Annotated in this window: 18 protein-coding genes; 6 read left to right on the plus strand and 12 right to left on the minus strand. The window is 63.5% G+C overall.

All coding sequences use genetic code 11. The annotated features are described in order from the left end of the window. The first annotated feature begins 4 nt into the window (after positions 1-4). Entirely contained in the window at positions 5-793 is a 789-nt protein-coding gene (locus IVA81_RS20365; RefSeq protein WP_247321233.1) for a fumarylacetoacetate hydrolase family protein, read from the plus strand. Between the two features lie 113 nt (positions 794-906). Here IVA81_RS20365 and IVA81_RS20370 read toward each other — a convergent pair whose 3' ends face one another. Next, positions 907-1,362, minus strand: a complete 456-nt coding sequence (locus tag IVA81_RS20370; protein ID WP_247321235.1) for an Lrp/AsnC family transcriptional regulator — start codon at positions 1,360-1,362, stop codon at positions 907-909. Between the two features lie 149 nt (positions 1,363-1,511). Here IVA81_RS20370 and IVA81_RS20375 point away from each other — a divergent pair, with 149 nt between their 5' ends. Then, entirely contained in the window at positions 1,512-4,961 is a 3,450-nt protein-coding gene (locus tag IVA81_RS20375) for an indolepyruvate ferredoxin oxidoreductase family protein (RefSeq protein ID WP_247321237.1), read from the plus strand. A gap of 134 nt (positions 4,962-5,095) precedes the next feature. Here the strand turns inward: IVA81_RS20375 and IVA81_RS20380 are convergent, their stop codons facing one another. Together IVA81_RS20380 and IVA81_RS20385 are read right to left on the minus strand one after the other, a co-directional pair. Continuing rightward, entirely contained in the window at positions 5,096-6,148 is a 1,053-nt protein-coding gene (locus IVA81_RS20380; RefSeq protein ID WP_247321239.1) for a DUF3616 domain-containing protein, read from the minus strand. A 327-nt stretch (positions 6,149-6,475) separates the two neighbouring features. After that, the gene (locus IVA81_RS20385) at positions 6,476-7,387 is read right to left on the minus strand and encodes a LysR family transcriptional regulator (RefSeq protein WP_247321241.1); all 912 of its coding nucleotides are present in this window, start codon (positions 7,385-7,387) and stop codon (positions 6,476-6,478) included. A gap of 137 nt (positions 7,388-7,524) precedes the next feature. Here IVA81_RS20385 and IVA81_RS20390 point away from each other — a divergent pair, with 137 nt between their 5' ends. The 3 genes from IVA81_RS20390 to IVA81_RS20400 are packed head-to-tail and all read left to right on the plus strand — an operon-like array spanning position 7,525 to position 10,780. Continuing rightward, complete coding sequence (locus tag IVA81_RS20390) at positions 7,525-8,676, plus strand: HlyD family secretion protein (protein ID WP_247321243.1); 1,152 nt, start codon at positions 7,525-7,527, stop codon at positions 8,674-8,676. A 4-nt stretch (positions 8,677-8,680) separates the two neighbouring features. Continuing rightward, positions 8,681-10,288, plus strand: a complete 1,608-nt coding sequence (locus IVA81_RS20395) for an MDR family MFS transporter (protein ID WP_247321245.1) — start codon at positions 8,681-8,683, stop codon at positions 10,286-10,288. Positions 10,289-10,318: 30 nt separating this feature from the next. After that, on the plus strand, positions 10,319-10,780 hold the full coding sequence (locus IVA81_RS20400) for a carboxymuconolactone decarboxylase family protein (RefSeq protein WP_247321246.1): 462 nt from the start codon (positions 10,319-10,321) through the stop codon (positions 10,778-10,780). A gap of 153 nt (positions 10,781-10,933) precedes the next feature. On the opposite strand, the gene IVA81_RS20405 is transcribed toward IVA81_RS20400, so the two are convergent. The 6 genes from IVA81_RS20405 to IVA81_RS20430 all read right to left on the minus strand — a co-directional run bounded on the left by IVA81_RS20405 (position 10,934) and on the right by IVA81_RS20430 (position 16,672). Next, positions 10,934-11,794: a D-amino-acid transaminase gene (locus IVA81_RS20405; RefSeq protein ID WP_247321248.1), complete on the minus strand. Its 861-nt coding sequence runs from the start codon at positions 11,792-11,794 to the stop codon at positions 10,934-10,936. Positions 11,795-11,993: 199 nt separating this feature from the next. Beyond that, positions 11,994-12,725 carry an amino acid ABC transporter ATP-binding protein gene (locus IVA81_RS20410; protein ID WP_247321250.1) on the minus strand — a complete coding sequence of 244 codons (732 nt, stop codon included), beginning with the start codon at positions 12,723-12,725 and terminating at the stop codon, positions 11,994-11,996. Positions 12,726-12,737: 12 nt separating this feature from the next. Continuing rightward, positions 12,738-13,430, minus strand: a complete 693-nt coding sequence (locus tag IVA81_RS20415) for an ABC transporter permease subunit (protein ID WP_247321252.1) — start codon at positions 13,428-13,430, stop codon at positions 12,738-12,740. Between the two features lie 3 nt (positions 13,431-13,433). Then, positions 13,434-14,165, minus strand: coding sequence for an amino acid ABC transporter permease (locus tag IVA81_RS20420; protein ID WP_247321254.1), 732 nt, complete (start codon positions 14,163-14,165; stop codon positions 13,434-13,436). 109 nt (positions 14,166-14,274) lie between these two features. After that, positions 14,275-15,186, minus strand: a complete 912-nt coding sequence (locus IVA81_RS20425; RefSeq protein ID WP_247321256.1) for an amino acid ABC transporter substrate-binding protein — start codon at positions 15,184-15,186, stop codon at positions 14,275-14,277. A 100-nt stretch (positions 15,187-15,286) separates the two neighbouring features. Then, a complete protein-coding gene (locus IVA81_RS20430) occupies positions 15,287-16,672 on the minus strand; it encodes a M20 family metallopeptidase (protein ID WP_247321258.1) in 1,386 nt (461 codons plus the stop codon). Between the two features lie 272 nt (positions 16,673-16,944). Here IVA81_RS20430 and IVA81_RS20435 point away from each other — a divergent pair, with 272 nt between their 5' ends. After that, entirely contained in the window at positions 16,945-18,324 is a 1,380-nt protein-coding gene (locus IVA81_RS20435) for an LLM class flavin-dependent oxidoreductase (protein WP_247321260.1), read from the plus strand. Positions 18,325-18,522: 198 nt separating this feature from the next. Here the strand turns inward: IVA81_RS20435 and IVA81_RS20440 are convergent, their stop codons facing one another. From IVA81_RS20440 to IVA81_RS20450, 3 genes are all read right to left on the minus strand, one after another. Next, positions 18,523-20,184 carry a thiamine pyrophosphate-binding protein gene (locus IVA81_RS20440; protein ID WP_247321261.1) on the minus strand — a complete coding sequence of 554 codons (1,662 nt, stop codon included), beginning with the start codon at positions 20,182-20,184 and terminating at the stop codon, positions 18,523-18,525. 258 nt (positions 20,185-20,442) lie between these two features. Beyond that, complete coding sequence (locus IVA81_RS20445) at positions 20,443-20,946, minus strand: GFA family protein (protein ID WP_247321262.1); 504 nt, start codon at positions 20,944-20,946, stop codon at positions 20,443-20,445. Between the two features lie 219 nt (positions 20,947-21,165). Then, the gene (locus tag IVA81_RS20450; protein ID WP_247321263.1) at positions 21,166-22,293 is read right to left on the minus strand and encodes an alkene reductase; all 1,128 of its coding nucleotides are present in this window, start codon (positions 22,291-22,293) and stop codon (positions 21,166-21,168) included. Positions 22,294-22,321: the final 28 nt, after the last annotated feature.

Raw genomic sequence — 22,321 nt, forward strand, 5'->3', positions numbered from 1 at the left:
TGACATGCGCTGGCTGAAATTCACCGCCTCGGACAAGACGTGTTGGGGAATCGTCGAAGGCGACCGGGTGATCGCAGTCGACGGCGATCCCTTCGGCGAATGGCAGCGCACCTCGCAAACGTTTGCCTTGTCGAAGGTCGAGATCGAGCTGCCACTGATCCCGCGCACCTTCTATTGCGTCGGCCTGAACTACCTGAAGCACCTGAAGGAAGCCGCCGACAAGCGCGGCGAGGTGCCGGCGGTCCCTGACCGGCCCGAGATCGGCTACCGTGCCCAGAACGCGCTGATCGCTCATGATGAAGAGGTCGTGATCCCGTCTTTTGCGACGGACAAGATCCATTATGAAGGCGAACTCGTCGTCGTCATCGGCAAGAAGGTGAAGCATCTCACCGAAGCGAACGCGATGGATTGCGTGTTCGGCTACACCGTCGGCAACGACGTCAGCGAGCGCAGCTGGCAGAAGGCCGATCGCGGCCTGTGGCGTTCGAAGAACGCCGACACGTTCAAGCCGATGGGACCGTGGATCGAGACCGAGGCCGATCTCGACAAAATGGAAACGATCGTCCGGGTCAACGGCAAGGAAACCAACCGCTTCGCTACCAACGACATGATCTTCGGCGTGGTGCCGTTCCTGGTCGAGCTGACGAAGTATTTTACGCTGTGGCCGGGAGATGTGATCTGGATGGGCACAGACGGTGCCTCACCGGACATCAAGCATGGTGACCTCGTGGAGATCGACATCACGGGCGTCGGGATGTTGCGTAACAGGTTCGTGCGGGAAGAGCGGCGATAGAGGTGCCGTAGGGTGGGTAAAGGCGCTCTTGCGCCGTGCCCACGATCTCGTTCGATCGCGGGGAATACGTGGGCACGGCGCTATGCGCCTTTGCCCACCCTACGAGACCTCCTTCAAAACGGCAGCGCCACGCCGGTCTTGATCTCCTTCAGCACCACATTGCTGCGGACGTAACGGATGCCGGGGATGCGGAACATGAACTCGTCGAGGAAGCGGTTGTAGGCCGCCATGTCCTGCACGACGACGCGCAGATGATAATCGGCGTCGCCCGTGGTCGCAAAGCACTCCAGCACCTCGCGACGTTTGGTGACGCGGGACACAAACTCGTCGACGAATTTGGCGTCGTGACGCTCCAGCGAGACGTGGAGGATGGCCGACATCGCAAAGCCCGCCTGCTCGCGCGCGACCAGTGCCGCGTAGCCCTGAATGACCCCAGCCTCCTCCAGCGCGCGCACCCGGCGCCAGCAGGCAGAGGTGGACATGCCGACCTCGTCCGCCAGTTGCTGGTTGGTGGCGCGACCGTCCTTCTGGAGGTGCGCAAGAATCCGCGTGTCCTGCTCTTCAATCATGAATTTCACCAAATCGGATTAATCTACCGAATTATAGGACAAGCCGGACAAATCTACCAGAATAGCGGGCCTGTCAGGAAAGATAGGTAAGACCTACCAGCCGCCCGGGCCTAACCTTCCCCCATGCAGGGATGCCGCGGGAGGTCCGCATGGACGCCATTCCGTCACTCGACGCCTATGAACTCTCCGATCGCTACGATCGCGAACACGGCCGTGTCTTCCTCACGGGGACGCAGGCCATCGTTCGCATCGCGCTCGACCAGGCGAGGCGCGACCGGGCGCGTGGGCTCAACACCGCCGGCTTCATCTCCGGCTATCGCGGCTCGCCGCTCGGCGGCATCGATCTCGAACTCTGGCGCATCCAGGAGCGACTCCAGCGGGACCGCATCGAATTCCTCCCCGCAGTGAACGAGGACCTCGCCGCGACCGCGGTGCTCGGCTCGCAACAGGTCGAAACGCAAGGAGACCGCGAGGTCGATGGCGTGTTTGGCCTCTGGTACGGCAAGAGCCCGGGCGTCGACCGCTCCGGCGACGCGCTCAAGCATGGCAATGCCTACGGCTCCTCGCCGCATGGCGGCGTGCTGGTCGTCGCCGGCGACGACCATGGCTGCGTCTCCTCCTCGATGCCACACCAGTCCGACGTCGCCTTCATGAGCTGGTTCATGCCGACGCTGCATCCCGCAAGCGTCGGCGAATATCTCGCGTTCGGCGAATATGGCTACGCGCTGAGCCGGTTCTCCGGCATGTGGGTCGGCTTCAAGGCGATCTCGGAGATCGTCGAATCGGGCGCCTCCGTCGAGTTGGGCTCGCCCCGAAGCTTCCGCATGCCTGACTTCACGCCGCCGCCTGATGGACTGCACTATCGCTGGCCCGACCTGCCGGGCCCACAGATCGAGGAGCGGCTGGAGGCGAAGAAGCACGCCGTCTATGCCTTCGCCAAGGCCAATCCGATCGACCGTCACATCTACGACATTCGAGACGCGACCTACGGCATCGTCACGACGGGCAAGGCGCATCTCGATTTGATGGAGGCGCTGCGACTGATGGGCCTCGATGAAGCCGCCTGCCGCAGCCTCGGAATCGACGTCTACAAGGTCGGCATGGTCTGGCCGCTGGCGTTGCATGACGCCATGGATTTCGTGAAGGGCAAGCGCGAGATCCTCGTGGTCGAGGAGAAGCGCGGCATCATCGAAAGCCAGTTCAAGGAGTATTTCTATGACTATCCCGGCGCAAAGCCCGAGCGCATGGTCGGCAAGCACGACGAGCAAGGGGCGCGGCTGATCTCGTGGATCGGTGAATTGTCGCCGCGCGCGCTGGCTGGCGTGCTCGCGCGCCGGCTCGATCCGATGTTCCCGGCCCTCAATCTCGCCGCACGCGCGGCTGCACTCTTGCCGGAGGCCGCACGCACCATCAACGTCTCAGGCGCAACGCGCACGCCCTATTTCTGTTCGGGTTGCCCGCACAACACGTCGACGAAGGTGCCTGATGGATCGAAGGCACTGGCCGGCATCGGCTGCCATTTCATGGCGAGCTGGATGGACCGCGAGACCTCGTCGCTGATCCAGATGGGCGGTGAAGGCGTGAACTGGGCGGCTTCGTCGAGATTCACCGGCCATAAGCACATTTTCCAGAACCTCGGCGAAGGCACCTACTACCACTCCGGCTCGATGGCGATCCGGCAGGCGATCGCGGCCAAGGCCAATATCACCTACAAAATCCTGTTCAACGATGCCGTCGCCATGACCGGCGGCCAACCGGTCGACGGTCCCGTCAGCGTCCATGCGATCGCGCACAGCGTCCGCGCCGAAGGCGTGACGCGCATCGCGCTGGTGTCGGATGATCCCGCACAGTTCTCGCCTGCCGACCTGCCTGTCGGCGTCACCGTCCATCCGCGCGAAGAGATGGATGCCGTGCAGCGCGAGCTGCGCGAGGTCTCCGGCGTCTCGGTCCTGATCTATCAGCAGACCTGCGCCACGGAGAAGCGACGCCGGCGCAAGCGCGGGCAGATGGTCGATCCCAAACGCTTCGCCTACATCAACGATCTCGTCTGTGAAGGCTGCGGCGACTGCTCGGTGGAATCCAACTGCCTCAGCGTCGAGCCGAAGGAGACATTGTTCGGCCGCAAGCGCCAGATCAACCTCTCATCCTGCAACAAGGATTTCTCCTGCCTCAACGGCTTCTGCCCAAGCTTCGTCACCGTCGAGGGCGCGACGCGCCGGAAGAAGAGTGCGAGCCAGATCGATGCGGTCGGCCACGCCGCTACGCTTCCCCTGCCCGCGGCAGCAACGCTCGAGCGTCCCTACGATCTGCTCGTGACCGGCGTCGGCGGCACCGGCGTGATCACCGTCGGCGCGCTGATCGGCATGGCCGCACACCTCGAAGGTCGCGGCGTCTCGGTGCTGGACTTCACCGGCTTTGCACAAAAGTTCGGGCCTGTGCTGAGCTATATCCGGCTTGCACCAAATCCCGAGGCCCTGCATCAGGTGCGTATCGACCAGGGCGCGGCCGATGCGCTGATCGGCTGCGATCTCGTCGTCAGCTCTTCGCCCAAGGCGTCCGGCACCTTCCGGAAGGGCACGCGGGCCGCGGTCAATACTGCGGAAATGCCGACCGGCGACGTCGTCCGTTTCCGCGATGCCGATCTCGCCTCCCCCGCCCGCCTGCGCGCCATCGGCTGGGTCGTCGGTGCAGACAATCTCGGCACGATCAATGCCAACGCGCTGGCCGAACGGCTGCTCGGCGATGCGGTCTATGCCAATATCATCATGCTCGGCTTTGCCTGGCAGCGCGGGCTGGTCCCGATTTCGCTTGCAGCGCTGCTGCGTGCGATCGAGCTCAACGGCGTCGCCGTGGAGCACAACAAGCAGGCCTTTGCCTGGGGCCGGATTGCGGCTTCCGATCCGGACTTCTTGCCGAAGGTGAACGAAGCGCTCACAGCCGAGACGCTCGACCAGATCATCGACCGTCGCGCCGACTTTCTCACCGCCTATCAAGACAGCACCTATGCGGCACGCTATCGGACGATTATCGCAAAGGTCCGCCTGGCCGAGGCCGTTCTGAACAGCGAGGCCCTGACCGAGGCAGTCGCACGCGCCCTGTTCAAGCTGATGGCTTACAAGGACGAGTACGAGGTGGCGCGGCTGCACATGCAAGGCGAATTCCTTGATGAGCTGAAACGCGAGTTCGAGGATGGCTTCAAGATCCAGTATCACCTCGCCCCGCCGTTCCTGCCGTCGCGGCGCGACGCCCGTGGACGCCCGCGCAAGCGCGCCTTCAGTCAATGGATCCAGACGCCTCTCACCATGCTCGCGCGCTTAAAGGGGCTGCGCGGAACGCCGTTCGATCCGTTCGGCTATACCGCGGAGCGGCGCACCGAGCGCGAACTGGTCGCGTGGTATGAAGGCCTGATCGAACGAATGCTCGGCGCGCTCGATACCGCGCGTCTTCCGGATCTCATCGCAATTGCAAAGGCTCCGATGGAGATCCGCGGCTATGGCCCGGTCAAGGACACCGCGATCGGGAAGGTGAAGACAGAGGTCGAGCGGCTGCTCAGTGAACTCCACACGCCATCGCCGGCAAAGATGCGCGCCACCGGTTGAAGAACAGTGCGAGGCGCGGGTTTTCAAAACGCCTAAAGCGCGATGCGATTTAGGATGAATCGTCATCGCGCTTTAGGTTGTTGTTTGAGCATGATCTTTTCGGAAAACCGCTGCGCACTTTTCCAGATCATGCTTTAGCCGGCGGGACAGGATGAAGATCGCGGCCCCGATCCTGATATTTCGATCGGGGTGGGCGCACCTTCCTTGTCGCCGTCGAACACGATCAGGACACGTAGTCCGGTTGACGTCTTGTCCAGCGGAAGGAGCCCCTCCGGCTTTCGCTTCGGATCAAACGGCAAGTCCTTCAACAGCTCGACGGACTCCGATGCGCCGTCCCATGCGTAGACGGCATAGGACCCGGGTCCGTCCGCAGCCGGACCTGCCAGGACGAGAATGCGATCCCCAAATGGTGCGAGATCGCGGACGCCACGGCCGGCGCCGAGCGGCAGCCGGTACAGACGATGGTCCGAGCTTTTTCCATTACCAAACAGGGAAGCCACCTCGACCGACAGAACAACGGCGCATTTACCGTTCAGCACGGGGCCCCGGAATCCTGCGAGCAGCGTCCGATCGTCCTTGATCGCCACGCCTTCGATCGTCAGCCCGTTGGTCTCCAACCGCATATCCACGAAGGGGAGAAGTGCCGGCTCGCTCGCAATGACGTCTCTCAGTCTCGGCGTGCGCTCGAGGCCTGACGCATTGCCGTCCTCACCGGTCGTGCGGAACCGAACGATCTGGCTGCTTGCGGCGATCTTCGCCTGAATCTTGCCGGCATCTTTCTTGGGATCGAGCTTGTGGTCCTTGTCTCGCGGATGGCCATGCGAGCCGATGACGTAATAGTACCCTTTGGAAAAGGCGACGCCCTCCCCATCAAGCTCGAGCGCTTTGTCCTTGAACGTGTTGTCGATCAATTTGACGGGGCTGCCGGCAACAAGCTCTCCGTCGGTCAATTCGATGAATTGGGCGTCCTGGAGATTGTCGTCGATGACGAGGCACGAACGGGGAAACCCATCTGCGGTCGTGCAGGCGATGCCACTGACATCCTTGGACTTGTCGCCGTCCTCACCGATCAGCCTTTTCTTGACCGGCCACGCATCGTCGGCTGCGGCAAGAGAAGGTTGCACGCCGCCCGCCGCCAAGAGGCCGAGGAGCAACGTCGCAATCCATCCCGTTCTGGCGAGGGTCATCGAAGCTCCCTTCAGCGGTTGTCGGTTCAGATATGGCCAAGCCGTCCAGCTTCACCGCAATATAATATGATGCCCAACCCTACGAAGCTCTCACGCAATCGAACGTCGATCGGCCTGCCGCCTGTCGATGCGTCAAACATGGAAAAGCAAGAGCTGGAGAAGGAGGCCGCAAAGCCGGCCTGAACGAAACGTCACATCGAAGAAACAGGATCGGGCCGAACCACTTCGGTCCAAAATAGATCACTCATATCTTAGGTTGTATTGTTCCAGATACCCCGGCGATGTCAACTCACTTTCTGAGGGACATGGAGTCGCCGGCGAAAGTGCTCATGAATACGGGTTGATCAGCTTCTGCTGCTCGGCGCTGTGGTGCACGAGCATGTCGATGAAGGTCCGGACCTTCGCCGACAGATGATGCCGGTGCGGATAGACCGCGTTCATCGACATCTCGACCGGGCGATATTCGGGCAGCAGCCGAACGAGGTGCCCAGCCTCGAGATCGCCCTGTACGAGAAACCCGGCCATCAGGCAGACGGCCGCGCCCTCCAGCGCCACCTTCCGCAACGCTTCGCCGCTGTTGGTGATGAAGCTGCCGGAGACGCGCACCGATGCCGGCGAACCCTTGCGATCGAAGAAGCGCCAATCGTCGCCGAAGGGATAGTTCAGATGCCGAGCGCAATTGTGCGCGGCGAGCTCGTCGAGCTTCTGAACACGGCCATGCCTTTCGAGATAGTCGTGCGAGCAGCACAGCACGTGGCGCCAGGTGGCGAGGCTGCGGACAATCAGGCTCGAGTCCGGCGGCGAGGTCATCCGCAGAGCGACGTCATAGCTCTCCTCGATGAGGTCGACCTCGGCTTCGCCCATGCGCAGATCGATCTTGAGCTCCGGATAGGCCGACAGGAGTTTTGCCGCAACGGGCGCGACGAAGGGCACCATGTGCGTGGCGACGTGGATGCGCAATGTGCCGCGCGGCACCGACTGCAATTCGCTCGCGATGTCGTCGGCCTGTTCGAGATCGGCGAGGACCTGGGTCGAGCGGTCGTAATAGGCCTTGCCGATTTCGGTGAGGCTCACTTTTCGCGTCGTGCGGTTGAGCAGCCGCACGCCGAGCCGGTCCTCCAGCGCCTGCACATGGTTGCTCACCATGGTCGTCGACATGTTGAGCCGGCGGGCGGCGGCGGAAAAACCGCCGTTTTCGACCACGTGGACGAAGGCGGTGAGGCTCGTGAAGCGATCCATGGCGACAGGCTCAGATTATCCGCTATTGGTGGATAATGCTTCCACAAATTCCGAGATTATCACCATGACCCGGACAGCGCACTTGGGGGTTAACAGCGCACCATTCTGAGCGGGCGTCTGCGAAATCCGAGGACGCCATGTCGAACGCTTCTTATGTTACTGAAATTAATCAGAAAATCGGTCTGCGCCCATCCCGGCAGGCGATCAGACGAGCAGCGATCGGGCTGGCGCTGACGATCGGCATCGCGGTGGCCGGCGACTATGGCTCCGATTACCTGAAAACGGGCCGCTACCTGGAATCCACCGACGATGCCTATGTGAAGGCCGATTCCACGATCATCGCGCCCAAGGTTTCCGGCTACATCGCAAAGGTGCTGGTCGGCGACAACGAGAAGGTTCGGGCAGGCCAGGCGCTGGCCAAGATCGACGACCGCGACTTCAAGGCGGCCCTCGACCAGGCAGAAGCCGACGTCGCCGCCGCCGAAGCCTCGGTGCGCAATATCGATGCCCAGCTCGAACTGCAGCAGCCGATCATCGAGCAAAGCACGGCCGATGTCACGGCTGCCGACGCCAATCTGAAATTCGCTCAGGAGGAGCGCGCCCGCTACGACGACCTGATGAAGTCGGGCTCCGGCACCATCCAGCGCGCGCAGCAGACTGACGCAGCGCTGCGCGCCAGCAACGCGCAACTGCAGCATGCGAAATCTGGCCTTCTGGCCGCGCAGCGCAAGGTCGACGTCCTCACCACCCAGCGTGCTCAGGCGACAGCTCAGCTCGAACGGGCCCGCGCGGTCGCGCAGCAGGCGGCGCTGAACCTGTCTTATACCGAGATCACCGCGCCGGTCGACGGCACGGTCGGCGCCCGGAGCTTGCGGGTCGGCCAATACGTGCAAGCCGGAACGCAATTGATGGCGGTGGTACCGCTCGATGCGGTTTATGTCGTTGCGAACTTCAAGGAGACCCAGCTCACGCATGTGCGGCCGGGACAGCCGGTCGAGCTGCACGTCGACAGCTTCCGCAACAAGACCCTGCGCGGCCATATCGATAGCTTGTCGCCGGCGAGCGGGCTCGAATTCGCGCTGCTGCCGCCGGACAACGCCACCGGCAATTTCACCAAGATCGTGCAGCGCGTTCCGGTCAAGATCGTGCTCGACGACCACAGCCTCACCGGCCTGCTGCGCCCCGGCATGTCCGCGGTGCCGACCGTGAACACCAAACAGGCGGTGCTGGCCGAGCGCGAGACGGCCAAGCGTCTGGCCGACACAACGTCTCGCGCCAACGGCGGCTAAATCCATGAGCACGCTGCAACCGACCGTCAACGCCGCCAGTGTCTCCGCCTCCGCTGCGCCCGCCGCACCGGCGGTGTCGGCAAAAACCTGGATCGCGGTGATCGGCGCCACGCTCGGCGCTTTCATGGCGGTGCTGAACATCCAGATCGTCAACGCCTCGCTCGCGGACATTCAGGGCGCGATCGGTGCCGGCATCGACGACGGCGGCTGGATTTCGACCTCCTATCTGATCGCGGAGATCGTGGTGATCCCGCTCTCCGGCTGGCTCGCACAGGTGTTCTCGATCCGCATCTACCTGCTCACCAACGCGATCCTGTTCCTCCTGCTGTCGGCGGCCTGCGCACTGGCGCAGGACCTGCCGCAGATGATCGTACTGCGCGCCGTGCAGGGGTTCAGCGGCGGCGTTCTGATTCCGATGGCATTCACGCTGATCATCACGCTGTTGCCGCGCGGAAAACAGCCGGTCGGTCTCGCGTTGTTTGCGCTGTCAGCGACGTTCGCCCCCGCGATCGGCCCGACCATCGGGGGCTATCTCACCGAGAATTTCGGCTGGGAGTACATCTTCTATGTCAACCTCGTCCCCGGCGCGATCATGGTCGGCATGCTCTGGTACGCGCTCGACGCAAAGCCCATGAAGCTGTCGCTCCTGCGCGAGGGCGACTGGGCCGGCATCATCACCATGGCGATCGGGTTGTCGGCGCTCCAGACCGTGCTGGAGGAAGGCAACAAGGACGACTGGTTCGGCTCACCCTTCATCGTCAAGCTGTCAGTGATCGCAGCCGTTGCACTGACCGCCTTCCTGATCATCGAACTGACGGTGAGGAAGCCGCTGCTCAATCTGCGCCTGCTCGTCCGCCGCAATTTCGGCTTCGGCATGCTCGCAAATTTCCTGCTCGGCATCGCGCTCTACGGTTCCGTGTTCATCCTCCCACAATATCTCTCGCGCATTCAGGGCTATAATGCCGAGCAGATCGGCATGGTGCTGGCCTGGACCGGATTGCCGCAGCTCCTCTTGATCCCTCTCGTGCCGCGCCTGATGCAGCGGTTCGATGCGCGGATCATCATCGGCGTCGGCTTCGTGCTGTTCGCCGCATCCAACTTCATGAACATCTATATGACCAGCGACTATGCCGCCGACCAGCTGCTGTGGCCCAACGTCGTCCGCGCCATCGGCCAGGCGTTGGTGATGGCGCCGCTGTCGGCCGTCGCAACCGCAGGCATCGAGCCGGAGAACGCGGGCTCGGCCTCCGGCCTGTTCAACATGATGCGCAATCTCGGCGGCGCCGTCGGCATCGCACTGCTCCAGACCGTGCTGACCAAGCGAGAGCAGTATCACTCGAATGTGCTGATGCAGTCGGTCTCGGTGTTCGAGCAGGCCACCCGTGCGCGGCTGGAGCAGCTCACCCAGTATTTCGTCAATCACGGCATCCTCGACCATGCAGACGCCGCGCATCGTGCCTATGTCGCGATTGGTCATATCGTGCAGAAGCAGGCTTATATCCTCGCCTTCAGCGACACTTTTTATCTGCTCGGCATGGCACTGATCGCGGCCCTGATCGCCGCGCTCTTCCTGAAGAGACCCGGCCAGACCTCCGCTGGTGGCGCCCACTGACATCAACCGTAGGAAGCAAGGAGAACGACCATGAAGCCCCGCATGAACTTCTACCAGGCCGCCCCCGACACGATGAAAGCGCTGATGGCGCTGGAAGAGCAGATCCAGTCTACGGGACTGGAGAAATCGCTGATCGAGCTCGTCAAGATCCGGGCCTCGCAGATCAACGGCTGTGCCTTCTGCATCAACATGCACACCGAGGACGCCCGCAAGCGCGGCGAGACCGAGCAGCGCATCTATCTGCTCAATGCCTGGCGCGAGTCACCGCTCTATTCCGATCGCGAGCGCGCAGCGCTGGCCTGGACCGAGTCGGTCACACTGATTTCGGGGACGCACGCGCCCGACGATGTCTATGAGCGGGTCCGCGCGCAGTTTTCCGATGCGGAGACGGTGAACCTGACCATGCTGATCGGCGCCATCAACGCCTGGAATAGGATCGCGATCGCGTTCCGTGCGGTCCATCCCGTGAAGGTGAAGGCGTCGGTGGCGTGAGGCTGCGGCGCGTCCTCGTCCGGCAGGTCCCGTAGGGTGGGCAAAGGCGCACTTGCGCCGTGCCCACCATTCTTTCACACGCGAGATAAGACGTGGGCACGGCGCTTCGCGCCTTTGCCCACCCTACGACAGCTACGGCAGCGGAGTGCGCGGCTAAACCGCGGTCGCCTTGGCGAACTCCACATAGATCTCGCGCAGGCGCGTTGCCATCGGGCCGGGCTTGCCGTCGCCAATCTTCTTGCCGTCGATCGCAACCACCGGCTGGACGAACAGTGACGCCGAGGTCGCAAAGGCCTCCTTGGCAGCCAGCGCCTCGGCGACTGTGAACGAGCGCTCCTCGACGCGAAGCTGGCGCTCCTCGGCGAGCGCCACCACCGCCTTGCGGGTGCAGCCGGGCAGGATCGCGTTGGAGTTCTTGCGGGTCACGATGACGTCGTCCTTGGTGAGGATGAATGCCGAAGACGAACCACCCTCGGTGACGTAGCCGTCTTCCAGCATCCAGGCCTCGCCCGCGCCGGCTTCGGCCGCTGCCTGCTTTGCCAATACCTGCGCCAGCAGGGCCACGCTCTTGATGTCGCGCCGCTCCCAGCGGATGTCCGGTACGGTGATGACGTTAATGCCGGCCTTAGCCGACGCGGCATTGATGATGTCCTTTTCCGAGGTGAACATCACCAGGCTCGACTTGACGTCGCCTTTGGGAAAGGCAAAGTCGCGGCCCTTGTCGGCGCCGCGCGTCACCTGGAGATAGACGAGGCCATTCACGACCTTGTTGCGCGCGATCAGCTCCTTCTGGAGCTCGGTGATGCGTTCGACCGTCTCCGGCAGCCTCAAGCTGATCTCGCCGACCGAGCGCTCAAGCCGCGCCAGATGCGAGGCGTTGTCGACCAGCTTGGCGTCCAGCACGGCCGAGACCTCATAGATGCCGTCGGCGAACAGGAAGCCGCGATCGAGGACCGAGATTTTGGCGTCCGAGAGCGGGACGAATGAGCCGTTGACGTAGGCGATCGGATCCAAGGCAGGTCTCCTGGGGAGAAGGGGATTGGCTCATGGTATAGGAGATTTGGCGCGCTCGATAAACCCTGCTCTTCGTCCTCCCGGAGCGCGCGGAGCACGAGCTATGATGCGCAATTGCGCATCTGAGGATCCATACGCCCGATGGTGGCTATGGATTCCGGGCTCGCGACTTCGTCGCGCCCCGGAATGACGGCACGAGTTAATGCGACAGGATCTTCGACAAGAACTTCTGCGCGCGGTCGCTGCGCGGCTTGCCGAAGAAGTCGTCCTTCGCCGCGTCCTCGACGATCTCGCCGCGGTCCATGAAGATCACGCGATTGGCGACCTTGCGGGCAAAGCCCATCTCGTGGGTGACGACCATCATGGTCATGCCTTCGCGGGCGAGATCGACCATGACGTCGAGCACTTCGCTGACCATTTCAGGATCCAGCGCCGAGGTCGGCTCGTCGAACAGCATGACGATCGGATCCATCGCGAGCGCACGGGCGATCGCGACGCGCTGCTGCTGGCCACCGGAGAGCTGCGCGGGGAATTTCTGCGCCTGCTCCTTCAAACCGACACGCTCCAGCAGCTGCATGCCCTTGGTGACCGATTTGTCGTGCGAGCGCCCCAGCACCTTCTCCTGCGCGAGGCAGAGATTGTCGATGATCTTGAGGTGCGGAAACAGTTCGAAGTGCTGGAACACCATTCCGACGCGCGAGCGCAGCTTCGGCAGATTGGTCTTGGGATCGTTGACCTTGGTGCCGTCGACGCTGATGTCGCCGCTCTGGAACGGCTCCAGCGCGTTGACGCATTTGATCAGCGTCGATTTGCCCGAACCCGAGGGGCCGCAGACCACGACGACCTCGCCCTTGGTGACGCTGGTGGTGCAATCGGTCAGCACCTGGAAGCTCGGCGTGTACCATTTGTTGACGTGGCTGATTTCGATCATGAGCGGCTAGCCCTAGCGAATGATGGCGATGCGCGCCTGCAGGCGGCGGACGCCGAAGGACGCGATACAGGAAATGGTGAAGTAGACGACCGCTGCGAACAGGTACATTTCGACCAGGCGTCCGTCGCGCTGCGCGACCTTGCTCGCCGCTCCCAGGAAGTCCGTGATCGACAGGACGTAGACCAGCGAAGTGTCCTGGAACAGAACGATGGTCTGCGTGATCAGAACCGGCAGCATGTTGCGGAAGGCCTGCGGCAGCACGACGTAGCGCATGGTCTGCGCGTAGGTCAGCCCGAGCGCGTTGGCCGCGGCCGGCTGGCCGCGCGAGATCGACTGGATGCCGGCGCGCATGATCTCGGAGAAGTACGCCGCCTCGAACATGATGAAGGTGATGAGCGAGGACGCGAACGCACCGACGCTAATGGGGCGCGAGGCGCCGGTCACCCACTGCCCGATATAGGGCACCAGGAAGTAGAACCAGAAGATGACCAGCACCAGCGGCAGCGAGCGCATGAAGTCGACATAGACGCCGGCGATCCGGCCGAGCAGCTTGAGGCCGGACAGCCGCATCAGGGCGAGCGCCGTGCCGAAGACAAGGCCACCGAGGGCTGCGAGGCCCGTCAGCGTCAGTGTGAACGTCATGCCCTCGAAGAACAGATAAGGCAGCGCGCGGCGGATGACGTCGAAATCGAGATTGGCGAACATCGCTTATTTCCCCGTGATGTAACCGGGGATCGCGACCCAGCGCTCGAGGAAGCGCATCGCGGTCACGACGACGGCGTTGACGAGAAGATAGAGGATGGTGGCGGCGGTGAAGGCCTCGAACACCTGGAACGAGAATTCCTGCATCGAGCGCGCCTGCCCGGTCAGCTCGAGCAGGCCGATGGTGATCGCGACCGCGGTGTTCTTGATGGTATTGAGAAACTCGGATGTCAGCGGCGGCAGGATGATGCGAAACGCCATCGGCAGCAGCACGTAGCGATAGCCCTGCGCAGTGGTCAGGCCGAGCGCGGTTGCGGCCATCTTCTGCCCGCGCGGCAGTGAGCCGATGCCGGCCTGCAGCTGCACGGCCACGCGCGCCGACATGAAGAAGCCGACGCCGATCGCCGCCGTCCAGAACGGGGCGTTCGGCAGCTGTTTCAGCCAGATGCCGGCGGCTTTTGGCAGCAGTTCCGGCAGCACGAAGAACCACAGGAAGAGCTGCACGAGCAGCGGCATGTTGCGGAAGAATTCGACATAGGCAAAGCCGAACCAGTTCGCCCCCTTCGATGGCAGCGTACGCATCACGCCGACCAAGGAGCCGGTGATCAGCGCGATGACCCAGGCCAGCGCCGCGGTCTTGAGGGTCAGCGCCAGGCCCGACAGCAGCATGTCGAGATAGGTGCCGGTCCCCATCGGGTTCGGCTGGAAAAAGATTCCCCAGTTCCAATTATAGTTCACGTGTCCCCCGCGCGAACGCGCCCTTTGTCCAGGCGCCTATGCAAATGTCCGGCCACCCTGGTGTCAAGAGTGGCCGGACATGATTTCGATCGAAAGATCGAGGTTTTGCTTACTTATAGTCGTCCGGGCTCGGCGAGTCCGTGGGCTTGGCGAACTCGTTCTTCAGCTCGGCCGAGATCGGCGTGTTGAGATTGAGGCCCTTCGGCGGGATCTTGGCCGTGAACCACTTGTCGTAGATCTTCTGGGCCTCGCCGGAGGTGTAGAGCGCGGCCGTCGCGGCATCGACCACCTTCTTGAAGGCGGGGTCGTCCTTGCGCAGCATGATGCCGTAGGGCTCAGGCTTGGAGAACGCATCCTTGGAGATGGCGTAGTCATCCGGCGACTTCGAGCCGGCGACGAGGCTCGCGAGCAGGATGTCGTCCATCACGAAGGCGACCGCGCGGTCGGTCTCGACCATCAGGAAGGCTTCGGCGTGGTCCTTGGCCGGAATGATGTTGGCGCCGAGGCTCTTGGCGACGTTGGCTTCGGTGAGCTGCTTGATGTTGGTGGTTCCCGCGGTCGAGACCACCGTCTTGCCCTTGAGATCGTCGATCGATTTCAGGCCGCTCGACTTCTTGAAGACGTAGCGGCTGGCGGTCAGGTAGTGGGTGTTGGTGAAGGCGACCTGCTTCTGGCGCTCGGCGTTGTTGGTGGTCGAGCCACATTCGAGGTCGATGGTGCCGTTCGCCATCAGTGGGATGCGGGTTGCCGAGGTCACCGGGTTGAGCTTGACCTCGAGCTTGTCGAGCTTGAGCTCCTTCTTCACGGCGTCGACGATCTTGTAGCAGATGTCCATCGCGAACCCGACGGGCTTCTGGTTGTCATCGAGATAGGAGAACGGGATCGAGGAGTCGCGGAAGCCGAGCGTGATCGCGCCGGTGTCCTTGATGTTCTTCAGCGTGCCGGTCAGCTCCTGGGCCCCGGCCTGGCTGACGGCGAAGGTCGCGGCGAGCGCGAGGCCGATGCTACGGAAGTGTTTCACTTTTTTGGTCCCCTTTCAGGATGATGCGGCCCGGATGCAAGCACAGATTGGGCCGGATTAGAATGTGACTTTCGGCTGGATCGCGGCGCAGGTTAACGTCTCAGGTTAGCGGCTTGGGCAATTCCCCGAGATCCCAGAACAGCCCGGCCATGACCGTCAAGGCCTCTTCGGTCAAAGGCAGCAGGATGTGCTCATTGGGCGCATGCTGGGAGCAGCCGGGATAGGAGTGCGGGACCCAGATCGTCGGCAGACCCAGGATCTCGGAAAACACGTCGTTGGGCAGCGAGCCACCGAAATTCGGCAGCACGGCCGGCGGCTTGCCGGTGGTCTCCTGCACCGAATCCGCCGCCCATTTGATCCAGGGGCTGTCGAAATCGGTGCGCGATGCAGCAAAACTCTGCGCCGCCCGAACTTCGACCATCGGAAAGCCCCTCTCGATCAGATGGGCGCGGATCGCCTCGATCAAGCCCTCGACCTCAGTGCCGACCACGAAACGCAGTTGCAGCACGGCGTTGGCATGGCCGGGAATGGCGTTGGCCGGCTTCTCGATATTGCCCGACGACATCGCCAGCACCTCCAGCGTATTCCAGGCGTAGAGCCGCTCAGCCGCTGAAAGCCCCTCCTCGCCCCAGTGCTCCGCCAGTGCGGGCTCGTCCGCACTCGGCACCACCTGCACATCGGCCAGATAGCTGCGGATCTGGTTGGTGAGGCGTGGCGGCTTCAGCGCATCGAGCTGGAGGCGGCCGCGGCCGTCGACCAGCGTCGAGATCGCGTTGACCAGAATGGTCGCGGGGTTGGCGAGCACGCCACCCCAATTGCCGGAATGATGACCGCCGTCGCGCAGATTCATATCCAGATGAATGCGGATGCCGCCGCGGCAACCGAGGAACAGCGTCGGGCGGTCGGCGGACAGGCGCGGCCCATCGGAGGCCATGAACAAATCGGCCTTGAGCGCGTCGCGATTGAGATCGCAGACCTTGCCGAGATCGGGCGAGCCGATCTCCTCGCCCATCTCGACGATGAACTTGGCGTTGAAGCCGAGCTTGCCGCCGCGGGCGTCGCGCACCGCGCGCAGCGCCGCCATGTTGATGCTGTGCTGGCCCTTGTTGTCGGCGGTGCCGCGGCCATAGAGGCGCGTGCCCGCAACCGTCGTGCGCCAGGGATCGCGTCCGTCGCGCCACTCGCCTTCCATGCCGTCGACGACATCACCATGGCCGTAGATCAGCACGGTCGGCGCTGACGCGCTCTCATGATGCTCGGCGAACAGGAACGGCGCCTTGTCGCTCGGGGATTCAACGATGCGGCTGGAAAAATCGAGCGCAGCAAAGGAGGGCATCATCTCCTGCTCCAGATAGCCACGCAGCTCGGCTCCGCGCGACGGATTCTGGCTTTCGGTCCGATAAGCAACGCGGCGGTCGAGCTCGGTGAGGAATGCGCCGGATTTGAAATCCTCACGGGCGCGGGAGATGGCGTCGGCTCTGGTCATGACTCACTTTTCGAACTTCGCGCGAAGGACCCTACCCGAGACAGGGTGACCTTCGAAAGTGGCGGGGAGTGGATAGTTCTTGTAGTTCTCTTGTAGTTCTCTTGCAGTTCTCTTGGGATTTCGTTCTTGCTCGCTTGAGATTGGCTTGCCAAGGGCGGGCGTACCGCCGATTTTGGCCTTGCCAAGCGCAAACCATATGCAAGAACGTCGCCAAGTTGGGGCGCACGTCTATCATTCGAAGAACGCTCAGTACAGGGCGCCGAGGGACCATCATGGCCAAACAGATCAGGCTCAACGCCTTCGCGATGAATTGCGTCGCACATCAGTCACCCGGCCTGTGGACCCACCCGCGCGACCGCACGGCAGACTATAACCGCCTGCCCTACTGGATTGATCTCGCCAGGACGCTGGAGCGCGGCCGCTTCGACGGGCTGTTCCTGGCCGACGTGCTCGGGGTCTACGACGTCTATGGCAACAGCCCTGACGCGGCCTTGCGCAACGCAGCACAGACGCCGTCAAACGAGCCGCTGCTGCTGCTCTCGGCCATGGCCGCGGTGACGCAAAATCTCGGCTTCGGCGTGACCAGCAATTTGTCGTTCGAGCCGCCCTACCCGTTCGCACGGCGCATGTCGACGCTCGATCATCTCACCGACGGCCGGATCGGCTGGAATGTCGTCACCGGCTATCTCGACAGCGCCGCCCGCGGCGCCGGCAAGGACAAGCAGACCGGACACGACGACCGCTACGACATCGCCGATGAATATATGGAGGTGGTCTACAAGCTCTGGGAAGGAAGCTGGGAGGATGACGCCGTGCTGCGCGACCGCAAGCGCGGCATCTTCACCGATCCCACAAAAGTTCATCGCGTCAACCATGAGGGCGCGAACTACCGCATCAACAACACCATTCATCTCAGTGAGCCCTCGCCTCAGCGCACGCCGGTGCTGTACCAGGCCGGCACCTCGCCGCGCGGCCGGCAGTTCGCGGCCAAGCATGCCGAATGCGTCTTCATGTCGGGACCGTCGGCCAAGGTGATCGGCCCCCGTGTCTCCGCGATCCGGCAGGAGGCCGCCGCGCTCGGGCGCAACCCCGCCGAGATCCTGATGTTCTCGATGATGACGATCATCCTCGGCCGGACCGACGCCGAGGCGAACGAAAAGTACGCCGACTACCGTCGCCACATCAGCCCCGAAGGTGCACTGGCGCTGATGTCGGGATGGACCGGCGTCGACTTCTCCGGCTACGACCTCGATCAGCAGGTGCGTCACGTCCAGAACGATGCCGGCCGCAGCGCCATGGACAACGTCACCCGCGCCGATCCTGATCGGATCTGGACCGTGCGCGACGTCATCGAGCATGTCGGCGTCGGCGGCGCCGGGCCTGTCGTGGTCGGTACGCCGGAGATGGTCGCCGACAAGATCGAGCAATGGTTCGAAGCGACGGACGTCGACGGGCTGAATGTCGCCTTCGCGATCTCGCCCGGCGATTTCGAGGATATCGCCGACATGCTGGTGCCGGAGCTGACCCGGCGCGGACGGTACAAGTCGGACTATGCGCAAGGCACGCTGCGGGAGAAGCTGTTCGGCAGCGGCCGCGCAAGGTTAGGCGCGCCGCACCCGGCGGCGGGGTATCGGGTGGGGAAGACGGGGTAGGCCAACTCCTCACGCTGTAAGTTCCGTCATCCTGAGGTGCGAGCCATGCGACGCAACGCGTCGCGTGGGGAGCCTCGAAGGATGAACGGCCCCGACGCAGCCGGGCCGTCGCCCTTCGAGGGCCGCTGAAGAAGCGGCCACCTCAGGGGTGACGGTGAGAAGTCGGGGGACGCTCTCGCCGCGTCTTCCTTGTGCGCCCTACACCTTCCCGTCCACCATCACCTCGATCAGCTTGGTCCCCGGCCGGCTGAACGCCGACGCCAGCATCGCCTTCAGTTCGCTGACATCACTGATCTTGATCGCCTCGCAGCCGAGCGCCCTGGCGACGCCGGCGAAATCCACCGGCGGATCGACGAAGTCCATGCCGACATAATTGTCGTCGCCATGGAAGGCGAGCAGGCGCTGCTTGATGATGCGGTAGCCGCCATTGTTGGCGATGACGACGTTGAGCGGCAGCTTGTGATGCGCCGCGGTCCACAGCGACTGGATCGAATACATCGCGCTGCCATCGCCCGAGAAGCACACGACGGGGCGATCCGGATTGGCGATGCTGGCGCCGACTGATGCCGGCAGGCCCCAGCCGATGCCGCCTGAGGCGAGGCCGTGATAGCCGTAGCGATCGCGGTGCGGACGCAGCGCCGTGACCTGGCGGCTCGAGGTGAGGCCTTCGTCGACCAGGATGGCATTCTCCGGCATGGCCTCGACCATTTGCAGCACCAGGAAGTCCGGATCGATGGGGCCGCGGCCCGCGCTCTTGCCGATCTGCTCGACCAGCGCGGCGCGGCGCGCGGTCCAGCTCTTCGGCGCCAGCTCGGCGAGGCGCTGCTTGGCGCGGCTCGCAAGTGTCGCGCCGCCCATCTCCGTCAGCACCGGGATCAGCGCGCGCAGCGTTTCCTTCAAATCCGCCTTCAGCGCGATCTCAGCGCCGTAGTTCTTGGCGATCTCCCAATCGACGAGACCGATCTGCACGATGCCGAGACCATCAGGCAGCGCATCGACCTCGCTATAAACCGACATGCGCAAGGGATCCCCGCCGAGCGCGATCAGCAGGTCGTGCGGCGCAAGCGTATCACGCGCGACCTTCTGCACGCGCGCGAGCGTGCCGACGAAGCTCGGGCTTTCGGATAGAAAGTGCGATCCGTAGGGCGTCGAAGACTGGTAGGCGGCTGCGCCGAGCAGTTCGGCGAGCTCCGCCGCCTCCTTGAGCGCATCGCTCTTGACCACCTCGTCCATGGTGACGATGACGGGACGCTCCGCCCTGAGGAGCCGCGCAGCAAAGGCTTTCAACGCCTCGTCCGACGGCTTTACGCGCGCATCGATGCGGGTAGAGCGGCCGAGATCAATCCCGGCCTCGCTGTTCAGGATGTCCCCGGGCAGCGAAATGAATACCGGCCCGGTCGGCGGTGTGGTCGCGACCTTGGCGGCGCGGCGGACGATACGGGGCAAATCCTCCAGCCGCGTCACCTCCACCGCCCATTTCACCAGTGGTTCGGCCATCCGCACCAAGGGGCCATACAGCACCGGCTCCATCAGGCCGTGGCCCTGCTCCTGCTGTCCCGCGGTCAGGATCATCGGCGTGCCCGTGAACTGGGCGTTGTAGAGCGAGCCCATCGCGTTGCCGAGGCCCGGTGCGACGTGCACGTTGCAGGCGACGAGCTTGCCGGAGGCGCGGCTATAGCCATCGGCGATGGCGACCACCAGGCTCTCCTGCATCGCCATCACATAGGTGAGGTCGGGATGATCCTTCAGCGCATGCATGATCGGCAACTCGGTGGTCCCCGGGTTTCCGAACAGATGCGTGATGCCCTCGTCCTTGAGCAGCGCGAGAAAGGCGGAGCGGCCGGTGATCTTGTTCTTCATGTTTCCTCCAGGAGCGGGCGTTGCCGCAAGGACGGAGGCATGATGGCCGAAATTTTGGGCGACGCGCAAGGAAGCGCGGTCATGGCTGCGTTGCGCGTGACGGTCTCGTGTCCCGGACGCGGCGAGCGCGTTAGCGGTGCGACGCAGAGCCGGGACCCAGATCGCGTCGAGCTCGGCGATGCATGGGCCCCGGCTCAGCAGTGCGGCACTGCGCGCCGCACAGCGTCCGGGGCACGAGAGCAGAGCCCTCGGCGGAAGCTAAATTTCCTCCCGTCCCAGCTCGAACGGATCCGCACCGCCTGCCCGCTTCTTCCTTTTCGAGCGTTGCCAGACCACGCCGGGGAAGCCCTTCAGCGGCACCAGGGGCTCGCCGGTATAAGCCCATTCCTGGAGCTCTTCGATTGCGATGTGATAGAGCGGCTGCCGGCCGGTGCGCTCCCTGAACAACGCACGCGGGATGTTGACCATGTGCGGCCCGCGGGGGCGCTCATAAGCGATCGGCGTGCCGCAATGCGAGCAGAAGCTGCGCGCGGTCTTCGTTGTCTTATCCTCGTATCGGCTGAGCGCGGTCTTGCCGGAAATAATGCGAAAGCGCTTCTTCCAGCTTCCGACGTAGGTCGCGTAGGCCGCGCCGTGGGCGCGGCGGCTGGCGGCGGAGTGATCGTGCCAGGCCCATCGCGCGGGAATGTCGATCTCGAAGGTGATCTTGCCGCAGAGGCATTGACCGGTGGCTGTACCTGCGGCGGCTGCGGCTTTGGCCATGGTCTCTCCTCATCGTCATCGCGAACGTAGCGAAGCAATCCAGAATCTTTCCGCGGAGGCAGTCTGGATTGCTTCGCTGCGCTCGCAATGACGGAATTCGTGGGTTCGTCGTGCCACACAATAGCTTCGTAGCCCGGATGAGCGAAAGCGACATCCGGGAACATTGTCCTTCGGGCGAAGGTCCCGGATGTCGCTGCGCTCATCCGGGCTACTGCAGCCTCACGCCGGCGTCAGCTCGTCGTACGCCGGATAGTCCGTATACCCCTTCTCCTCACCGCCGTAGAACGTCGCACGGTTGTACGGCGTGATCGGATAGTCGTGCTGCAGGCGGCGCGGCAGATCGGGGTTGGAGATGAAGATGCGGCCGAAGGCGATGATGTCGGCATGCCCGTCCGCGATCGCGGCATTCGCGGTTTCGCCGGTGAAGCCGCCAGCGGTCATCAGCACGCCGCTGTAGTGCGGACGGAACAGCACCATTGCGGAGGGCACGTTCTGCCAGTTGACGTCGGCACGGCCCGCACCGCTGGAGCGCGGCTCGATGAAATGCAAATAGGCGAGGCCGAGCTTATCGAGCGCCTTCACGACGTATGTATAGAGCGGCATCGGGTCGGGCTCGCCGGAGTCATTGGCGATGCCGTGGGGCGACAGCCGCACGGCGACGCGGTTCGCGCCCCAGACGTCGATCGCGGCCTGCGTGACCTCAAGCAGAAGTCGCGCGCGATTCTCGATCGAACCGCCATATTGATCGGTGCGCTGGTTGCTGCGCGATTGCAGGAACTGCTCGAGCAGGTAACCGTTGGCGCCGTGGATTTCGACACCGTCGAAACCAGCCGCGAGCGCGTTCTTGGCACCTTGCCGGAACGCCTCGACGATATCCTTGACCTCTTCGGTCTCCAGCGCGCGCGGCGTCTCATAGTCGGAGATCTTGCCGTCTGCCGTCATCGCCTTCATGCCTTCCGCCTTGATCGGGATCGCCGAGGCGGAAATCGGCAACTCGCCGCCATGGAAGGAGGAGTGCGAGACGCGGCCGACATGCCAGAGCTGGAGGAAGATGATGCCGCCCTTTGCGTGCACCGCGTCGACCACCTTGCGCCAGCCGGCGATCTGCGCCTCCGAATAGATGCCGGGCGTTGCCGGATTGCCGCGACCGCGCGAGAGCACTGGCGAGGCTTCGGCGATGATCAGGCCGCCCTTTGTGGCGCGTTGGCCATAATATTCGGCGTTGAGCGGTCGCGGCGAAAAGCTCTCGCGCTCGGCCCGCATGCGCGTCAGCGGCGCCATCGCGACGCGATGCGCAAGCTTGTACGGACCGACCTGCAACGGCTTGAACAACGCTTCGAATTTCATGGGGGCACCGACTGGCTATGAAAGGATG

It is taken from the genome of Bradyrhizobium sp. 141 (genome assembly GCF_023074055.1).
Taxonomy (GTDB): domain Bacteria; phylum Pseudomonadota; class Alphaproteobacteria; order Rhizobiales; family Xanthobacteraceae; genus Bradyrhizobium.

What these genes read in the sequence shown, in the direction of transcription:
- IVA81_RS20395 (WP_247321245.1), top strand. Translation starts at nt 8,681, where the DNA reads ATGAGCACGCTGCAACCGACCGTCAACGCCGCCAGTGTCTCCGCCTCC.
- IVA81_RS20440 (WP_247321261.1), bottom strand. Translation starts at nt 20,184, where the DNA reads ATGAAGAACAAGATCACCGGCCGCTCCGCCTTTCTCGCGCTGCTCAAG.
- IVA81_RS20375 (WP_247321237.1), top strand. Translation starts at nt 1,512, where the DNA reads ATGGACGCCATTCCGTCACTCGACGCCTATGAACTCTCCGATCGCTAC.
- IVA81_RS20385 (WP_247321241.1), bottom strand. Translation starts at nt 7,387, where the DNA reads ATGGATCGCTTCACGAGCCTCACCGCCTTCGTCCACGTGGTCGAAAAC.
- IVA81_RS20435 (WP_247321260.1), top strand. Translation starts at nt 16,945, where the DNA reads ATGGCCAAACAGATCAGGCTCAACGCCTTCGCGATGAATTGCGTCGCA.
- IVA81_RS20415 (WP_247321252.1), bottom strand. Translation starts at nt 13,430, where the DNA reads ATGTTCGCCAATCTCGATTTCGACGTCATCCGCCGCGCGCTGCCTTAT.
- IVA81_RS20410 (WP_247321250.1), bottom strand. Translation starts at nt 12,725, where the DNA reads ATGATCGAAATCAGCCACGTCAACAAATGGTACACGCCGAGCTTCCAG.
- IVA81_RS20390 (WP_247321243.1), top strand. Translation starts at nt 7,525, where the DNA reads ATGTCGAACGCTTCTTATGTTACTGAAATTAATCAGAAAATCGGTCTG.
- IVA81_RS20370 (WP_247321235.1), bottom strand. Translation starts at nt 1,362, where the DNA reads ATGATTGAAGAGCAGGACACGCGGATTCTTGCGCACCTCCAGAAGGAC.
- IVA81_RS20445 (WP_247321262.1), bottom strand. Translation starts at nt 20,946, where the DNA reads ATGGCCAAAGCCGCAGCCGCCGCAGGTACAGCCACCGGTCAATGCCTC.
- IVA81_RS20450 (WP_247321263.1), bottom strand. Translation starts at nt 22,293, where the DNA reads ATGAAATTCGAAGCGTTGTTCAAGCCGTTGCAGGTCGGTCCGTACAAG.
- IVA81_RS20380 (WP_247321239.1), bottom strand. Translation starts at nt 6,148, where the DNA reads ATGACCCTCGCCAGAACGGGATGGATTGCGACGTTGCTCCTCGGCCTC.
- IVA81_RS20430 (WP_247321258.1), bottom strand. Translation starts at nt 16,672, where the DNA reads ATGACCAGAGCCGACGCCATCTCCCGCGCCCGTGAGGATTTCAAATCC.
- IVA81_RS20365 (WP_247321233.1), top strand. Translation starts at nt 5, where the DNA reads ATGCGCTGGCTGAAATTCACCGCCTCGGACAAGACGTGTTGGGGAATC.
- IVA81_RS20400 (WP_247321246.1), top strand. Translation starts at nt 10,319, where the DNA reads ATGAAGCCCCGCATGAACTTCTACCAGGCCGCCCCCGACACGATGAAA.